Origin of the sequence: Bradyrhizobium sp. NBAIM03, assembly GCF_020194055.1 — a bacterium.
GTDB classification, from domain to species: Bacteria; Pseudomonadota; Alphaproteobacteria; order Rhizobiales; family Xanthobacteraceae; genus Bradyrhizobium; species Bradyrhizobium yuanmingense.
Genome location: NZ_JADYVS010000035.1, coordinates 47,395 through 63,087 on the forward strand (window position 1 = coordinate 47,395; position 15,693 = coordinate 63,087).

At 64.2% G+C, this 15,693-nt stretch carries 12 protein-coding genes; 5 read left to right on the forward strand and 7 right to left on the reverse strand.

All coding sequences use genetic code 11. The annotated features are described in order from the left end of the window. Positions 1 to 24: 24 nt before the first annotated feature. Positions 25 to 963 (reverse strand): zinc metalloprotease HtpX, encoded by a 939-nt coding sequence (gene htpX / locus I6F21_RS33735; protein ID WP_036037078.1) that lies wholly within the window; start codon positions 961 to 963, stop codon positions 25 to 27. Between the two features lie 287 nt (positions 964 to 1,250). Between htpX and I6F21_RS33740 the strand changes: the two genes are divergently transcribed. Both I6F21_RS33740 and I6F21_RS33745 read left to right on the forward strand, forming a co-directional pair. After that, on the forward strand, positions 1,251 to 2,597 hold the full coding sequence (locus I6F21_RS33740; protein WP_036037076.1) for an HlyD family secretion protein: 1,347 nt from the start codon (positions 1,251 to 1,253) through the stop codon (positions 2,595 to 2,597). Beyond that, positions 2,594 to 4,534 (forward strand): glycosyltransferase, encoded by a 1,941-nt coding sequence (locus I6F21_RS33745; RefSeq protein ID WP_074448122.1) that lies wholly within the window; start codon positions 2,594 to 2,596, stop codon positions 4,532 to 4,534. The genes I6F21_RS33740 and I6F21_RS33745 overlap by 4 nt, the downstream gene beginning before the upstream one ends. A 39-nt stretch (positions 4,535 to 4,573) precedes the next feature. Here the strand turns inward: I6F21_RS33745 and I6F21_RS33750 are convergent, their stop codons facing one another. Beyond that, positions 4,574 to 6,898: an AI-2E family transporter gene (locus I6F21_RS33750; RefSeq protein WP_225143356.1), complete on the reverse strand. Its 2,325-nt coding sequence runs from the start codon at positions 6,896 to 6,898 to the stop codon at positions 4,574 to 4,576. Between the two features lie 281 nt (positions 6,899 to 7,179). Here I6F21_RS33750 and I6F21_RS33755 point away from each other — a divergent pair, with 281 nt between their 5' ends. From I6F21_RS33755 to I6F21_RS33765, 3 genes are all read left to right on the forward strand, one after another. Then, complete coding sequence (locus I6F21_RS33755) at positions 7,180 to 8,475, forward strand: lytic murein transglycosylase (protein WP_225143357.1); 1,296 nt, start codon at positions 7,180 to 7,182, stop codon at positions 8,473 to 8,475. Between the two features lie 111 nt (positions 8,476 to 8,586). Then, positions 8,587 to 9,090 carry a DUF1993 domain-containing protein gene (locus I6F21_RS33760; protein ID WP_036013837.1) on the forward strand — a complete coding sequence of 168 codons (504 nt, stop codon included), beginning with the start codon at positions 8,587 to 8,589 and terminating at the stop codon, positions 9,088 to 9,090. Positions 9,091 to 9,269: 179 nt separating this feature from the next. Next, complete coding sequence (locus I6F21_RS33765; RefSeq protein ID WP_225143359.1) at positions 9,270 to 10,370, forward strand: alkene reductase; 1,101 nt, start codon at positions 9,270 to 9,272, stop codon at positions 10,368 to 10,370. Positions 10,371 to 10,608: 238 nt separating this feature from the next. On the opposite strand, the gene I6F21_RS33770 is transcribed toward I6F21_RS33765, so the two are convergent. From I6F21_RS33770 to I6F21_RS33790, 5 genes are all read right to left on the reverse strand, one after another. Next, entirely contained in the window at positions 10,609 to 12,351 is a 1,743-nt protein-coding gene (locus I6F21_RS33770) for an ABC transporter substrate-binding protein (protein ID WP_036013842.1), read from the reverse strand. Between the two features lie 130 nt (positions 12,352 to 12,481). Further along, positions 12,482 to 12,811: a DUF2160 domain-containing protein gene (locus tag I6F21_RS33775; protein WP_036013844.1), complete on the reverse strand. Its 330-nt coding sequence runs from the start codon at positions 12,809 to 12,811 to the stop codon at positions 12,482 to 12,484. Positions 12,812 to 12,821: 10 nt separating this feature from the next. After that, a complete protein-coding gene (locus I6F21_RS33780) occupies positions 12,822 to 13,628 on the reverse strand; it encodes a carbohydrate ABC transporter permease (protein WP_036013847.1) in 807 nt (268 codons plus the stop codon). Continuing rightward, entirely contained in the window at positions 13,628 to 14,602 is a 975-nt protein-coding gene (locus I6F21_RS33785; RefSeq protein WP_036024799.1) for a sugar ABC transporter permease, read from the reverse strand. Before I6F21_RS33785 ends, I6F21_RS33780 begins: the two co-directional genes overlap by 1 nt. Then, the gene (locus I6F21_RS33790) at positions 14,602 to 15,687 is read right to left on the reverse strand and encodes an ABC transporter ATP-binding protein (RefSeq protein WP_225143206.1); all 1,086 of its coding nucleotides are present in this window, start codon (positions 15,685 to 15,687) and stop codon (positions 14,602 to 14,604) included. Before I6F21_RS33790 ends, I6F21_RS33785 begins: the two co-directional genes overlap by 1 nt. Between the last annotated feature and the right edge of the window lie 6 nt (positions 15,688 to 15,693).

A 15,693-nucleotide genomic window follows, 5' to 3' on the forward strand; every position in this document is an offset into this window, starting at 1 on the left:
CAGACGCAATCCTTGCCGGCTCCGTCAGCCCCAGGGACTACGACGTGAGGAGGAGCGGCCCCACGGCCCGCGCGGTGGATAGTTCTCGTTGGCGCCGACCGACGGCGCCGCGCGCGCGCCGAGCTCGGCCGCCAGTTGCTGGAGCGCGGCGACGCGGTTCTGCGTCGACGGGTGGGTGGCGAACAGGTTGTCCACCCCATGGCCCGACAGCGGATTGATGATGAACATGTGCGCGGTCGCAGGGTTTCGCTCGGCCTCGTAGTTCGGGACCTGGTGCGCAGCGCCCTCGATCTTCACCAGCGCAGAGGCCAGCCACATCGGCTGTCCCACGATGCGCGCACCGAGATTGTCGGCGGCATATTCGCGGGTCCGGCTGATCGCCATCTGCACCAGCATGGCACCGAGCGGAGCGAGGATCATCAACAGGATCGAGCCGATGATGCCCGGACCGCTGTTGTTGTCGCGATTGCCGCCAAAGAACATGCCGAACTGCGCCAGCATCGAGATCGCACCGGCGATGGTCGCGGTGATCGTCATCAGCAGCGTGTCGTGATGCTTGATGTGCGCGAGCTCGTGCGCAATCACACCGGCGAGCTCCTCGCGGCTGAGCTGGTTCATCAGACCGGTGGTGACGGCGACCGCGGCGTTTTCCGGATTGCGGCCGGTGGCGAACGCGTTGGGCTGGATCTCATCCATCACGAACACGCGCGGCATCGGCAGGCCGGCACGGCCCGCAAGCTCGGCGACGAGGCCGACCAGCTCCGGCGCGGTCGAACGATCGACCTCATGGGCGCCGTACATCGACAGCACCATGCGGTCGGAGTTCCAGTAGGTGAAGAGGTTGGTTGCGGCGGCAATGACGAGCGCGATCATGGCGCCCGAGGCGCCTCCGATCAGATAGCCGACGCCCATGAACAGGGCGGTCAGGCCAGCGAGCAGCATTGCGGTACGAAAATAGTTCATGGCCGTCTCCTGGGGCGGCCGCGGGCGAACCTCTGGCCGGCACCTTCGAAGTATGAATGCGGCCGCCGGCTGCAAGGTTCGTGCGTCGTGGAGCCGCAGACGCTAGCGGCGCCAGCCAGCCTTTCCGCCGCCACTAAAGCTTGACCGGGATTTGCGCAAAAACACACGCAGAGGCTTAGCAACCTGGAAAGCGCAATTTCCGCATAACTCGCGGTAACCGGGCACGCGGCATTGGCCTTGTGCATTGACCGGGTTCCCGTTGGCCTCCCGTCAGCAAGGTGACCGCCATGGTAGACCGCTCGAGCGCCGCCTCCGTCGCCCCCTCATCCGCCCCCTCTCCTCACGACGCCAGAACTGATGCGAAGGGTTTGCAAGACTCCCTGCACGAGCACCTCTTCACCAATGACGAGTCCGACCATGCTTCCACGACGCAGAGCGGGCAAGAATCGGGGCGCCGCTGGCCGTATCTGCGGCGCGGCGCCAAGGTCGCGATCGGGCTCGCCATCGTCGCCGTGTTCGGCTGGCTGCCGCTGCGGGCGATCTGGGAAAATTCGAGCGTCGAAGCCGTGCTGAATTCCCGCCTCGTCACCTTGCGGACTCCGATCGGTGGCCGCGTCGCAGCCGCCCAGCGCGTCACTGACCAGGCCAAGCTCGAAGCCGGGACCGTCGTCCTGCGCGTCTTCAACTCGCGCGGCGATCGCACCCGGCTCGACGATCTCCGGCGGCAGAAATCGCGCCTGGAGAATGAACGGCCGAGCCTTGCGGCGAAGCTCGCTTCGGCGCAGGCGGCACAAAAGGATCTGGCGCGGCAGGCCGCGCTATTTCGCGACGGACGCGTGCTCCAGCTCGAGGCCCGCATCGCGGAGATCCAGACCTCGATCGAGGCTGCGGCGGCGCGGCGGGACGAGGCCAGTGCCGCCGTCGAGCGCGCCTCCTCGCTGGCAAAATCGGGCAATGTCTCGACCGTCGAACTGGCACGTCTGACGCGCGAGCTCTCGGTGTCGCAACAGACCGAGCTCGGTGCGCGCAAGCGGCTGGACGCGGCCAAGGTCGAGCTCGCCGCGGCACGGAACGGATCCTTCCTCGGCGACAGCTACAACGACCGGCCGAGCTCGGTTCAGCGCGAGGAAGAGATGCGCCAGCGTGCCGGCGACCTCGAGGCCGATCTCGCGCGCACCGACACGGAGATCGCCTGGCTCGCCAACGAGATCATCGTCGAGGAGGTTCGGTTCGCGGATCTCACCGAAGCCAACATTACGACACCCGTCGCAGGCCGCGTCTGGGAAATGATGACATCGCCGGGCGAGGACGTGCAGGCAGGCCAGCCGTTGCTCAAAGTGCTCGATTGCAGCGGCGCCGTGATCACCGCCAATGTCACCGAGAACGTCTACAACCGCCTGCAGCTCGGCGACCACGCGACGTTCGAGCCCAATGACGGCGGCGAGCCGATCTCCGGCACCGTGGTCAACCTGACCGGCGCTGCCGGCGCGCCGGCCAATCTCGCCATCAATCCGGATGCGCTGAGCAAGGAGCCCTATCGTGTGACCGTGGCCTCGCGCGATGCCGCAGCTCGCGCCTGCACGGTCGGCCGCACCGGCCGCGTGGTGTTTGCGCGGCACGAGACCGCACCGTGACGGCGGCGCTGACGCCCGGCCTGATCGCGCTCGGCGCCTTCATGGCGATCGTACCGCTGCTGAGGCGCGACAGCACGATGGCACGCTCGTTCCTGGCCATTGTCTCGGTGACCTTGCTGCTGCGCTATCTCTATTGGCGGATCATGTCGACGCTTCCGCCGCCGCGCCTGACCGTCGATGCCGTGATCGGCTACCCCTTCATGCTGCTGGAGGCCGCCTCGCTCGTCGCGGTCGCGTTGTCGCTGCTGTTCCTGAGCCGGACGCGCGACCGCACCGGCGCAGCGAAGGTCGACGGCCGCACCACCGATCCGGGCGCACCGCTGATCGACGTCTTCATCTGCACCTACAACGAGGAACGAGGGATCCTCGAGCGTACGATCATCGGCGCGACGGGCATGGACTACGGCAATTACCGCGTCTGGGTGCTCGACGACGGAAGACGGCCCTGGCTGCGGCGGCTGTCCGGCGAGCTCGGCTGCCACTATCTGACGCGGCCCGACAACCAGCACGCCAAAGCAGGCAACATCAATCACGCACTGAGGCATGTCGGGGCGCTGCCGGAGCGGCCGCAGTTCGTCGCCATTCTCGATGCGGACTTCGTGCCGCGGCCCGATTTCCTTGCGCGCACCGTCTCGCTCATGGACGATGCGTCGGTCGGCGTGGTCCAGACCCCGCAGCACTTCATCAATCCCGACCCGATCCAGACCAACCTCGCCGCGACCGACGTCTGGCCCGACGAGCAGCGCTTCTTCTTCGACATCCTGCTGCCGGCCAAGGACGCCTGGGGCGTCGCGTTCTGCTGCGGCACCTCCTCCCTCATCCGCTATTCCGGACTGATGCGGATCGGCGGCTTTCCGACCGATTCGGTGACGGAGGACTATCTCGTCACGCTGCGCCTCAAGGAACGCGGACTCAATACGATCTATCTCAACGAGCGCCTGACGATCGGGCTCGCGCCGGAAGGGCTGAAGGAATACATCACCCAGCGCGCCCGCTGGTGCCTCGGCTTGATGCAGATCGTGCGCGGCCGCAGCGGACCGCTCTCGCGGGACTCGAAGCTGCCCTTCATCGACCGCCTCTCGCTGGCCGACGCCTTCATGAGCTGGTCCGCGGTCTACACCTCGAAAGTGGCGGGCCTTGTGGTGCCCTGGCTGTTCCTGCTGTTCGGCATCCAGGCGGTGCGGGCTGATCTGAGCGAGCTGTTGCGGGTCTTTCTGCCCTTCTATGTCTGGAACGGCCTCAGCATGGCCTGGCTTTCGCGCGGCCGCTCGCTCGCAATGATGACGGATGTCTCCCAACTGATTGCCGCGCCTGCCGTGCTCAAGGCGGTGGCGACCGGCCTGTTGAAGCCGAAGGGACACAAGTTCAAGGTCACCGCGAAAGGCGGCGACCGCGACCGACGCTTCGTCGAATGGCCGCTGCTGCGCATCTACGGCTGCGCACTTTTCATCACGCTCGCATCCATCGCTTATGCCTTCATCCTGCAGCAGCGCGGCGAGAACATCGCCTATGGCGGACTGGCGCTGGCCTGGAGCTTCTACAACGCGTTCATCCTCACCGTGGTCTGCTTCGTCTGCATCGAGCAGCCGCGCAAGCGCAAGGCGGAGCGCTTCAATCGCAACGAGCCGGTGCTGCTGCGCCAGGACGGCAGGTCGCATCTGGCGCGGCTCGCCGATATCTCCATCACCGGTGCGCGGCTAATCGATCCCGATCCGCCGGCGCCTGGGAGCACGATCGAGTGCCAGATCTACGGCCGCTCGATCGCGGCCATCGTGGTGCGGCGGACCATTGATGGATTTGCCGTGCGGTTCGCGGAAGGCATGGACACGCGCGTGCATGCAATCAGGGCGTTCTATGCCGGCGAGTATGTTCGGGCCTATCGGGGCGTCAGGGCGCTCCCGGTCGGTAAGGCGCTGCTGATGCGGCTGTTCGGCTAGCGCCACCCACTGGTAGCGGCAAGGTCCGCTTACTCGCCGCTAGGGGGCGGGATGCACCTCTCTCGAGCTATCCGACTCGACGCCTGTGGCCACTCGAGCGCTCTGGATATCGATCATCAATTGCTTCGCCATCTCCTGCAGGCGGTCACGATCCCGGTCGGTGAACTCCCGCGGCTGAGTATCGATGACACAAAGGCAGCCTACAACATGACCGGATGAAGTCCGGAGCGGGACCCCCGCGTAGAAGCGAATGCCTCGCTCCAGCACATGCGGATCGTCGGCGAAGCGCGGGTCTTCGGTCACATCCTCCGAAACCAGCATATCGCCTGCAGCGATCACATGCGCGTCGAGGGAGCCCTCGTGATTGCTCGGCAGACCTGCTTGAACTTCTTGGGCGCGGGCTTCAGCGGCGGTTAGCTGAATATGATCGACCAATGTCACCAGCGCGATCGGAACGTTGAACGCTTGCGCGACCTTTCTGGACGCCTCATCCAGGTCCTGGCGTTTCGAGGCGTTCAAGCCAAGTCCGCGCAGCGCGGCGAGCTGCGCACGTTCGGCGTCGGCCGTGAGCTGGGGCGGATCGCCGAGAGCTGCCGCGCGACCGACCCATGCTTCAACCTGCTCAACGCATGCTTGAAGAGAGGCGAATGCCGCGTCGGCCCCCATCTGGGTGTTGAGCTCTCCCGTCTGTTCCGTTCCGGCGATCAAATTCCAGCAGCAGGCGGCAAGCTTCACCTGTGGAGCCCGACGGCGCAGGCGACGAAAGACATAGCGGGCGTAGACCTGCGGCTGCGGGTGAAAGTAGGACAGGCACACCACGTCGACCCCCTGGAGATCGAGTTGCTCCAATGCTCCCCGACTGACCGCGATCGGCGGCAAGACCTTGGCGCCGATGGTGCGTTCCTCGAGCACCTGCGCGAGCATCTCCGCCGCTGCATGATCGAGCTCCGTGCGTCCAGCGAGACAGAGGACGCATGGTCGCTGCGCAGTGTGATTTCCCTCGTCCACTGCATTCGCTTTTTCGCGGATATGGTCATCAACCTCCCGGACAACCGAAATAGCCGTATCCGCAACAAGACGCCGGTAATTGGTGTCGATGCCGCTGCGCTGACGATCATTCTCCGCCAGGCGCAGCGCCGGAATTCCGACGTTGTCGTACAGCTCGCGCGAGGAACACTCGTCGACATAGTTCTCGGCGAACTCAACCGCCTCCTCCAGGTTGCCGGCCAATAGGCGCTGGTAGAGTTGCTCCTCCGGCGCGAGCACAGGGTCGCTGCCGAGCAGAACGCCCAAGAACTCCAACTGCGGGACGTAGCGCCCCATGACGACGAGGCAGACGGTCAAAGGTGTCGCCAGAAACAGCCCGACGGGTCCCCACAGCATCGTCCAAAAGATCGCGGCGATGATAATTGCGAGGGACGACAGCCCGGTGCTGGATCCGTAAAGCCAAGGCTCGACAACATTGTTGCTGACGAGTTCAGCCGTAACGAACAAACCGACGACCCAGAACAGCATCGTCCAGCCTGGATCGACGGCGATGGCCAGGGCAACGGGAAATATAGCAGCCAGGAAAGGACCGAGGTAGGGAATGAATCGAAGTACCGCTGCGAGCAAGCCCCAAAGAATCGCGTTCGGCACGCCAACAAAGTAGAGTGCAACACCGATCGGCACGCCGTAAGTCAGATTGACAACAAGCTGCATCAGCAGATAGCGGCTGACCCGCGAGGCAGCATCGTTGATGGCCTGAGTACTCTTCTGAAGGTCACCGGCTCCGGCTAACTTGATGAATCGGTCGCGCAGGTCTTCGCGCTCGAGCAGCACGAAGATCACGAAAATGACGACCAGCCCGGAAGTCGCAAGCGGCGCCAGCAATGGACCTATGACCGATCGAATGAGCTCCAGCGGTCTCGGCTGTGGCGGCTCCACCCGCACGGTGACAGGCTCCCGACTCTCACTGCCGGTGCCAAGCCGGGAGGATGCAGCCGCCGACTTTTTCTCATCTCCCGAGATCTCTCTGCCGAGATCCTGCATCGTCGTGGTAACGGCGTCGACGACCCCACCGCCCGGCGCGGAGCTTTGCAACGAGCGGATCTTCTCGGTGATGGTGGTCTGATAATTGGGAAGGTTGCTGGCGAGTTGGACCAGTTGGCGCCCAACGACCAAGGCGACCCCTGCGACGACGATGAAGGCAATGGAAACGGCAATTAGCACCGCTGCAATGCGGGGCACTTTCCAACGTCTCAGCCAATTGACCAAGGGCGTGAGAACGAAGCTCAGCAGGATCGCAAGGGCAAAAGGAACGAAGATTTCCCGGCCGAGATAGAGGGCTCCGATGGCTAGGACGATGCCGCCGGCCGTGAGCATGGGCGAGGTTGCGGCTCGCACGGCCGGTGTTCGTTGCGTCGACGCCGGAGGCAACTCGGCCACAGAACGAGCCTTTCCGTAACGGTTTCGACAGGTCAACCCCGATTCGGCGGGATTGATCCAACCGAGCCGATCGCTTGATTTCTGAATACATGCCCCTGCGCACCAAGGCGGGCGACCTATCGTCCTCCAGATCAGGTGCAGGGTGGGGATGGCCTGGGGCGGCCGCTTCCCCTAAACTTCGGCCGAATCCACGCCTGCCCTTCCCCGCCGGAACCCCCATGGTCCAGACCCGATTTCCGATCGCGGCCCTCGCGCTTATCGCATGCACGGCCACGGCATCCGCCCAAATGCTTCCGCCTCCTGCCAAGCCCGCAGTGCCGAAGGCCCCCTCGCCGCGCGCCGCCTCGTGCCACAATGGCGCGAGCTTCGATCGCTTCCTGACCGAGGTGAAGCAACAGGCGGTGGCCGCCGGCGTGTCGCAGCGCACGATCGCGGAGGCATCGCCCTATCTCGTCTACGACCAGGGCATCGTCAACCGCGACCGCGGCCAGCGCGTGTTCGGACAGCTCTTCACCGAATTCGCCGGCCGCATGGCCGCGGCCTATCGCATGCAGAACGGGCAGCAGCACATCAAGCAATACGCCGCGGCGTTTGCGCGCGCGGAAAAGGAATACGGCGTGCCGCCCGCGGTGATCGCCGCGTTCTGGGGCCTCGAGAGCGATTTCGGCGCCAACATGGGCAATTTGCCGACGCTGAAATCGCTGGTGTCGCTCGCCTATGATTGCCGCCGTTCGGAGATGTTCGTGAACGAGACCATCGCGGCGCTGAAGATCATCGACCGCGGCGATCTGCATCCCGACGAGATGATCGGCTCCTGGGCCGGCGAGCTCGGCCAGACCCAATTCCTGCCCGTGCACTACGTCAACTACGCGGTCGACTTTGACGGCGACGGACGGCGCGATCTGTTGCGCTCGCCGGCCGACGTGATCGGCTCGACCGCGAACTACATCGCAAACGGATTGAAGTGGCGGCGCGGCGAGCCGTGGCTGGAGGAGATCAAGGTGCCGCCGAACCTGCCGTGGGAAAAGACCGATCTCACGGTACGCGAGCCGCGCTCGACATGGGCGCAACTCGGCGTCACCTATCCCGACGGCCGGCCCTTGCCGAACGACAATCTCGCAGCCTCCGTGCTGCTGCCGATGGGGCGCTTCGGGCCGGCCTTCATGGCCTATCCGAATTTCGCGGCTTACACCGAGTGGAACAACTCGCTGATCTACGCGACCACCGCGGGCTATCTCGCCTCGCGCATCGCCGGGGCGGCGCCGATGCGCAAGCCGGCTGCGCCGGTCGCGCAGTTGCCGTTCAACGAGCTCAAGGAATTGCAGCAGCTGCTGGTGCGCGCCGGCTTCAACGTCGGCAAGGTCGACGGTGTGCTGGGGCAGCAGAGCCGCGCCGCGGTGAAGGCGACGCAGATCAAGTACGGCCTGCCGGCGGATTCCTGGCCGACCGCCGAGCTGCTTGCGCGCATGCGCGGCGGCACGGCGCAGGTCCTGCCCCAGACGACGGTGCGGTAGAACTTTCGCATCGCACAAGCGGCTTTCCGCGATTGCAATTTTCCATGAGGCTCCCATGTGAGTGGCTCAGGTTTCCTCCTGAGATTTCCCACCATTTGAAGCGAGCATCACATGTCCTTCTACGACGCCGTCGTCCCCGCTTATTTGCAGATGCTGAACAGCGTGACCGGGCTGCTCACCAAAGCTGAGGCGCATTGCGCGGCCAGGAAGATCGATCCCAGCGTCCTGCTCGGCTCGCGCCTCTTCCCGGACATGCTGCCGCTGTCGCGGCAGATCCAGCTGGTCAGCGACTATCCGACCAGAGGCTGTGCGCGGCTGACGCATAGCGAGGTCCCCTCGACGCCCGACACCGAAACCAGCTTTGCGGAGTTGAAGCAGCGGCTGGCGAAAACGATCGACTATGTCAAATCCTTCAAGCCCGAGCAGTTTGAGGGCGCCGACGCCAAGGACGTCACCTTTCCGATCGGCCCCGGCAAGACCATCACCATGACGGGACAGCAATTCCTGAGCTCGTTCTCGCTGCCGAACCTCTATTTCCACGCCGCGATCGCCCACGGCATCTTGCGTCACAACGGCGTTGAGATCGGCAAGCGCGATTTCCTCGGCGCGAACTGATTTGTGAAATCGCACGGCCGCGACAGTGGGATTTCGCTGTCGCAGCCGACATTGCACACGAATTATGCTACGCGCGCCCTGCCGCGTAGCTCGCCTGCACTTTGCGTATGGCTCATCCCTTGCGCCCGATGTCGCGATGCACAATTGTTCGAGACCTCTCACCGCCCGGAAGCATTCCCATGAGCCGTTCGACCAAATTGTTTGAGACCTACAAGCTCGGCCCGATCACGCTGGCCAACCGTCTGGTCATGGCGCCGCTGACGCGCAACCGTGCCGTACCCGGCACCTTCGTGCCCGGTCCGCTCGCCGCCGAATATTACGCCCAGCGTGCATCCGCGGGCCTGCTGATCACCGAGGCGAGCCAGGTCTCGCAACAAGGTCAGGGCTACCAGGACACGCCCGGCATCTATAGCAAGGAGCAGGTCGCCGGCTGGCGCAAGGTCACCGACAAGGTGCATGAACGCGGCGGCAAGATCTTCATCCAGCTCTGGCATGTCGGCCGCATCTCGCATGTCGATCTGCAGGCGAATGGCGCAGCCCCGGTGGCACCGAGCGCGATCCGAGCCAAGGGCAAGACCTTCGTCAACGGCGGCTTCGCCGACGTCTCCGAGCCGCGCGCCCTCGAGCTCTCCGAGATTCCCGGGATCATCGACGACTTCAAGCGCGCCACGAAGAACGCGCTGGAAGCCGGCTTCGACGGCGTCGAGATCCACGGCGCCAACGGCTATCTGCTCGAGCAGTTCGCCAAGGACGGCGCCAACAAGCGCACTGATGCCTATGGCGGCTCGATCGAGAACCGCGCGAAGCTGATGCTGGAGGTCTCCAAGGCCGTCGTCGCCGAGGCCGGCGCCGGGCGCACCGGCATCCGCATCTCGCCGGTGACGCCGGCCAACGACATCTCGGATTCCAACCCGCAGGCCCTGTACGATCACATCGTCGACGGCCTCAGCGCGTTGAAGCTGGTCTATCTCCACGTGGTCGAGGGCGCCACCGGCGGGCCGCGCGACATCGCGCCGTTCGACTATGCATCGTTGCGCAACCGCTTCTCGGGCGCCTACGTCGCCAACAATGGCTACGATTTCGACCTCGCCAGCAAAGTGCTGGAGGCGAACGCCGCCGACCTCATCGCCTTCGGCAAGCCGTTCATCTCCAACCCCGACCTGGTCGAACGCTTGAAGGCGGGTGCGGCGCTGAACGACTGGGACAAGAACACCTTCTACGGCGGTGGTGCGAAGGGCTACACGGATTACCCGACGCTGGCGGCCGAGCCGGCGGAGTAGGTTCTTCTCCACACATGACGCTGGTCATGCCCCGCGAAGGCGGGGCATCCAGTACGCCGCGGCTTCTCGGTTCAACCACGACCGTCTCTGGAATAATGGATTGCCCGCCCCTGTGCGCAATTGCGCACTAGGCGGGCAATGACACCGAGGGTGTGAAAAACCCTCGCACCACAACGACAAAACAAAAAGGCCGGGATCGCTCCCGGCCTTTCGTGTTTGATATCGCTCTAAGCGCCGCTTACTTCACTTCCGCGCGCTTGGGCGGAGTGGCGGGCCACGACTTGATCAGGGTGTCGTAGTCCACTGTCTCGCCCTTCGGCTTCTCGTTGGCGAGCTTGCGCTGGGGCGCGATGGTGCCGTCCTTCTGAGCCTTGGCGAACCAGTACTCGGCCGACTCCTTCTTGTGCAGCTTCGGACCGCAGGCGCCCTGCACGCCGGACTTCTCCAGACGCTCCAGCACGGAGTCCTGGGCCGCCGCGAGAGCATCCATCGCCTGCTGCGGCGTCTTCGCACCGGACGACGCATCGCCGATGTTCTGCCACCACAGCTGCGCGAGCTTCGGATAGTCGGGCACGTTGTTGCCGGTCGGGGTCCACTGCACGCGCGCGGGCGAGCGGTAGAACTCGATCAGGCCGCCGAGCTTCGGCGCACGCTCGGTGAACGACTTGTCCCAGATGTCGGATTCACGGATGAAGGTGAGACCGACATGGCTCTTCTTCAGGCTCACCGACTTGGAGACGATGAACTGGAGATAGAGCCAGGCTGCCTTGCGGCGATCCGGCGGAGTCGACTTCAGCAGCGTGGCGGAGCCAGCGTCCTGGTAGCCGAGCTTCATGCCTTCCTTCCAATAGGAGCCGTGCGGCGACGGAGCCATACGCCACTTCGGCGTACCGTCCGCATTCACCACCGGCAGACCCGGCTTCACCATGTCGGCAGTGAAGGCGGTGTACCAGAACATCTGCTGGGCGATGTTGCCCTGCGACGGCACGGGGCCGGACTCGGAGAAGGTCATGCCCTGCGCCTGCGGCGGGGCGTACTTCTTCATCCAGTCGAGATACTTCGTGATCGAGTAGACTGCGGCCGGACCATTGGTGTCGCCGCCACGCTCCACCGAAGAGCCGACCGGGCGGCAGCCCTCCATCCGGATGCCCCATTCGTCGACCGGCAGACCGTTCGGAATGCCCTTGTCACCGTTGCCGGCCATCGACAGCCAAGCGTCGGTGAAGCGCCATCCGAGCGAGGGGTCCTTCTTGCCATAGTCCATATGGCCGTAGACCTTGACGCCGTTGATCTCCTTGATGTCGTTGGTGAAGAACTCGGCGATGTCTTCATAAGCCGACCAGTTCACGGGCACGCCGAGCTCGTAGCCATACTTGGCCTTGAACTTGGCCTTGTAGTCGGCATTGGTGAACCAGTCGTAGCGGAACCAGTAGAGGTTCGCGAACTGCTGGTCGGGCAGCTGATAGAGCTTGCCGTCCGGCCCGGTGCCGAACGACTTGCCGATGAAGTCGTTGACGTCGAGCATGGGGTTGGTGACGTCCTTGCCCTCGCCGGTCATGTAGTCCGACAGCGCAATGGTCTGGCCGTAGCGGAAATGCGTGCCGATCAGGTCGGAGTCGTTGATCCAGCCGTCATAGACGTTCTTGCCCGACTGCATCTGGGTCTGCAACTTCTCGACGACGTCACCTTCCTGGATGAGATCGTGCTTGAGCTTGATGCCGGTGAGCTCGGAGAATGCCTTGGCGAGCGTCTGCGCCTCGTATTCATGAGTCGTGATCGTCTCGGAGACGACGTTGATCTCCATGCCCTTGAACGGCTCGGCGGCCTTGGCGAACCACTCCAGCTCCTTCTTCTGGTCCTCCTTCGACAACGTCGAAGGCGTGAATTCCGCGATCCATTTCTGGATCACGGCCTCGTCGGCGGCGCGAACCGGCGCCGAGACGGCGAACGACACCGCGATGATCGCAGCGGCGCTGGACATGGTCAGAAAACTATTCTTGGTCAATGGACCTTTCCTTCTCCTAAACTGTCGCATGTTGTTCCTCCGTTGCAGCGACAAACTTTTATACAGGCCCGGGTTGGTCCCGGATCTGGCCGTCCCTTCGCAAGCTTCAGACCGTGCGGAAAATGAGCGCGGCCGTGACCAGCGAAATTCCTGATGCGAGCCACAGGCTCGAGATTTCAAACCCCTCCTCGCCGATAGGCAGCGTAGCGATCGCGTCGGTGCCGACGAGGCCGATCCAGGCGAGGTGGATGACGGCGGCCGCGATCAGCGAGATGAACAGTCGATCGCCGCGCGTGGTCGGGATGCGCAGCACGCCGACACGCTCGGCCTCGGGATAGACCGCGGCGAGCCAGGTCATCACGAGAAGCGTGCAGGCGAGCGCGGCGAAGAAGATCGCGGTCGGCAGCGTCCAGGCCATCCATGCGATGGATTCCATTGATGCCTCCTCAGACGCGGCCGAGCGCGAAACCGCGCGCGATGTAGTTGCGGACGAACCAGATCACCAGCGCGCCCGGAATAATGGTGAGCACCCCGGCGGCGGCGAGCAGGCCCCAATCCATGCCGGCCGCCGACACCGTACGCGTCATGATCGCTGCGATCGGCTTGGCATGCACCGACGTCAGCGTGCGCGCGAGCAAGAGCTCGACCCAGGAGAACATGAAGCAGAAGAAGGCGGCGACGCCGATGCCGCTCGCGATCAGCGGCACCAGGATCTTGATGAAGAAGCGCGGGAAGGAATAGCCGTCGAGGAACGCGGTCTCGTCGATCTCGCGCGGCACGCCGGAGACGAAGCCTTCGAGGATCCACACCGCGAGCGGCACGTTGAAGATGCAGTGCGCGAGCGCGACGGCCCAGGGGGTGTCGAACAGGCCGATCGCCGAATAGAGATTGAAGAACGGCAGCGCATAGACCGCCGCCGGCGCCATGCGGTTCGACAACAGCCAGAAGAATAAATGCTTGTCACCGAGGAAACGGTAGCGGGAGAAGGCGTAAGCCGCCGGCAGCGCCACGGCGATCGAGATGATGGTGTTGAGGACGACGTATTCGAGCGAATTGATGTAGCCCGAATACCAGCTCTCGTCGGTGAAGATGCGCTTGTAGTGCTGCAGCGTCGGAGTGTGCGGCCACAGCGTCATCGTCGAGACGATCTCGCTGTTGGTCTTGAAGCTCATGTTGACGAGCCAGTAGATCGGCAGCAGCAGGAAGATCAGGAACAGCCCCATGATGAGGCGACGGCCGGGGATCGAATGCATCAGGCCACTCCTTCCCTTGGCTCGAGTGCGGGCACGGGCTTGAGCGCGGCCGCGGGCTTGGGCTCCGCCGCCGGCTCGCTCGAAGCCTGGACTTTGCGTTCGACACCGGCATTGGTCATGACGGTGTAGAAGATCCAGCAGACGATCAGGATGATGAGGTTGTAGACCAGCGACAGCGCCGCGGCCTTGCCGAGGTCGAACTGGCCGAGCGCAATCTTGACCAGCTCGATCGACACGAAGGTGGTGGAATTGCCGGGCCCGCCACCGGTGACGACGAACGGCTCGGTGTAGATCATGAAGCTGTCCATGAAGCGCAGCAGCACCGCGATCAAGAGCACGCGGTTCATCTTCGGCAGCTGGATCGCCTTGAACACGGCCCAGCGCGAGGCGCCGTCGATCTGCGCGGCCTGGTAATAGGCTTCGGGAATCGACTTCAGGCCGGCATAGCACAGCAGCGCGACGAGGCTGGTCCAGTGCCAGACGTCCATCACGATGACCGTGAACCAGGCATCGACGTCGTTGGAGACGTAATTGTAATCGAAGCCCATGGCATTGAGGACGTAGCCGAGCAGGCCGATGTCGGGACGCCCGAAGATCTGCCAGATGGTGCCGACCACGTTCCAGGGGATCAGCAGCGGCAGCGCGAGAATGACGAGGCAGGCTGCGACGGTCCAGCCCTCGCGCGGCATCGACAACGCGACGACGATGCCGAGCGGCACCTCGATGGCCAGGATGACGAGCGAGAAGAACAGGTTGCGGCCGAGCGAGGCGAGGAAGCGGCCGCCGAGGTCGGTGGAGGGATCGAGCAGCTCCTTGAACCAGCCCACGCCGTTCCAGAAGAACTGGTTGTTGCCGAAGGTGTCCTGCATCGAATAGTTCACCACCGTCATCAGCGGCAGCACCGCCGAGAAGGCGACGACCAGGAACACCGGCAGCACCAGGAACCAGGCTTTTTGGTTGACGGTCTTGTCCATCAGGCGGCTCCCTCCACCAGAAGGCTGTCGGCATAGACGTGGACGTGCGACGGATCGAATTTCAGCCCGGCGGTACCGTCCGCGCTGGTGAAGCCGCCAGGAGCGCGCGCCGCGAGCTTGGCATCGCCGACGCGCACGCGCGCGAAGCGGATGCGGCCGAGGTCGTCGATGCGATCGATCCTGGCGGTGAGCAGGCCAGGTGCGGGCGCGACCACCTCGACGAATTCGGGACGAACGCCGATCTCGATCTTCGCCCCGGCAGGCAGATTGTCGTAGCTGCGGTTCAGCGCGATGACGTGGCCGTCGATCCTGGCCTCGCGCCCCCTCACCTCGGCCGGCAGGATGTTCATGCCGGGCGAACCGATGAAATAACCGACGAAAGTATGCGCCGGCTTGTCGAACAGCTCGGCCGGCGTGCCGCTCTGCACGACGCGACCGTCATGCATGACCACGACGGTGTCGGCGAAGGTCAGCGCCTCGGTCTGGTCATGGGTGACATAGATCATCGTGAGGTCGAGCTCGCGATGCAGCGCCTTCAGCTTGGAGCGGAGCTGCCATTTCAGCTCGGGATCGATCACCGTCAGCGGCTCGTCGAACAGCACGGCGGCAACGTCGTTGCGCACGAGACCGCGGCCGAGCGAGATCTTCTGCTTGGCGTCGGCGGTCAGGCGCGTGGCCTTGCGGTTCAGATAGGGCTCGAGATCGAGCAGGCGACCGATCTCGGCGACGCGCCTGTCAATGTCGGCCTTCGGTACGCCGCGATTCTTCAGCGGAAACGCCAGATTCTCCCCCACCGTCATGGTGTCGTAGATCACCGGAAACTGGAACACCTGCGCGATGTTGCGCTTCTGGGTTGACAGCGGTGTGATGTCCTTGCCGTCGAACAGGATCTTCCCCCGCGACGGCGTGATGATGCCGGAGATGACGTTCAGAAGCGTGGTCTTGCCGCAGCCGGAGGGGCCGAGCAGCGCATAGGCGCCGCCCTGCCGCCAGGTCATGGTGACAGGCTTGAGCGCAAAGCTCTCCTGCGGCGCATCGTTGCCGCCGTAGGAATGGGCGAGATCGACGAGGTCAATGCGGGCCATGGCGCA

What these genes read in the sequence shown, in the direction of transcription:
- htpX (WP_036037078.1), bottom strand. Translation starts at nt 963, where the DNA reads ATGAACTATTTTCGTACCGCAATGCTGCTCGCTGGCCTGACCGCCCTG.
- I6F21_RS33740 (WP_036037076.1), top strand. Translation starts at nt 1,251, where the DNA reads ATGGTAGACCGCTCGAGCGCCGCCTCCGTCGCCCCCTCATCCGCCCCC.
- I6F21_RS33750 (WP_225143356.1), bottom strand. Translation starts at nt 6,898, where the DNA reads ATGCTCACGGCCGGCGGCATCGTCCTAGCCATCGGAGCCCTCTATCTC.
- I6F21_RS33755 (WP_225143357.1), top strand. Translation starts at nt 7,180, where the DNA reads ATGGTCCAGACCCGATTTCCGATCGCGGCCCTCGCGCTTATCGCATGC.
- I6F21_RS33760 (WP_036013837.1), top strand. Translation starts at nt 8,587, where the DNA reads ATGTCCTTCTACGACGCCGTCGTCCCCGCTTATTTGCAGATGCTGAAC.
- I6F21_RS33765 (WP_225143359.1), top strand. Translation starts at nt 9,270, where the DNA reads ATGAGCCGTTCGACCAAATTGTTTGAGACCTACAAGCTCGGCCCGATC.
- I6F21_RS33770 (WP_036013842.1), bottom strand. Translation starts at nt 12,351, where the DNA reads ATGTCCAGCGCCGCTGCGATCATCGCGGTGTCGTTCGCCGTCTCGGCG.
- I6F21_RS33775 (WP_036013844.1), bottom strand. Translation starts at nt 12,811, where the DNA reads ATGGAATCCATCGCATGGATGGCCTGGACGCTGCCGACCGCGATCTTC.
- I6F21_RS33780 (WP_036013847.1), bottom strand. Translation starts at nt 13,628, where the DNA reads ATGCATTCGATCCCCGGCCGTCGCCTCATCATGGGGCTGTTCCTGATC.
- I6F21_RS33785 (WP_036024799.1), bottom strand. Translation starts at nt 14,602, where the DNA reads ATGGACAAGACCGTCAACCAAAAAGCCTGGTTCCTGGTGCTGCCGGTG.
- I6F21_RS33790 (WP_225143206.1), bottom strand. Translation starts at nt 15,687, where the DNA reads ATGGCCCGCATTGACCTCGTCGATCTCGCCCATTCCTACGGCGGCAAC.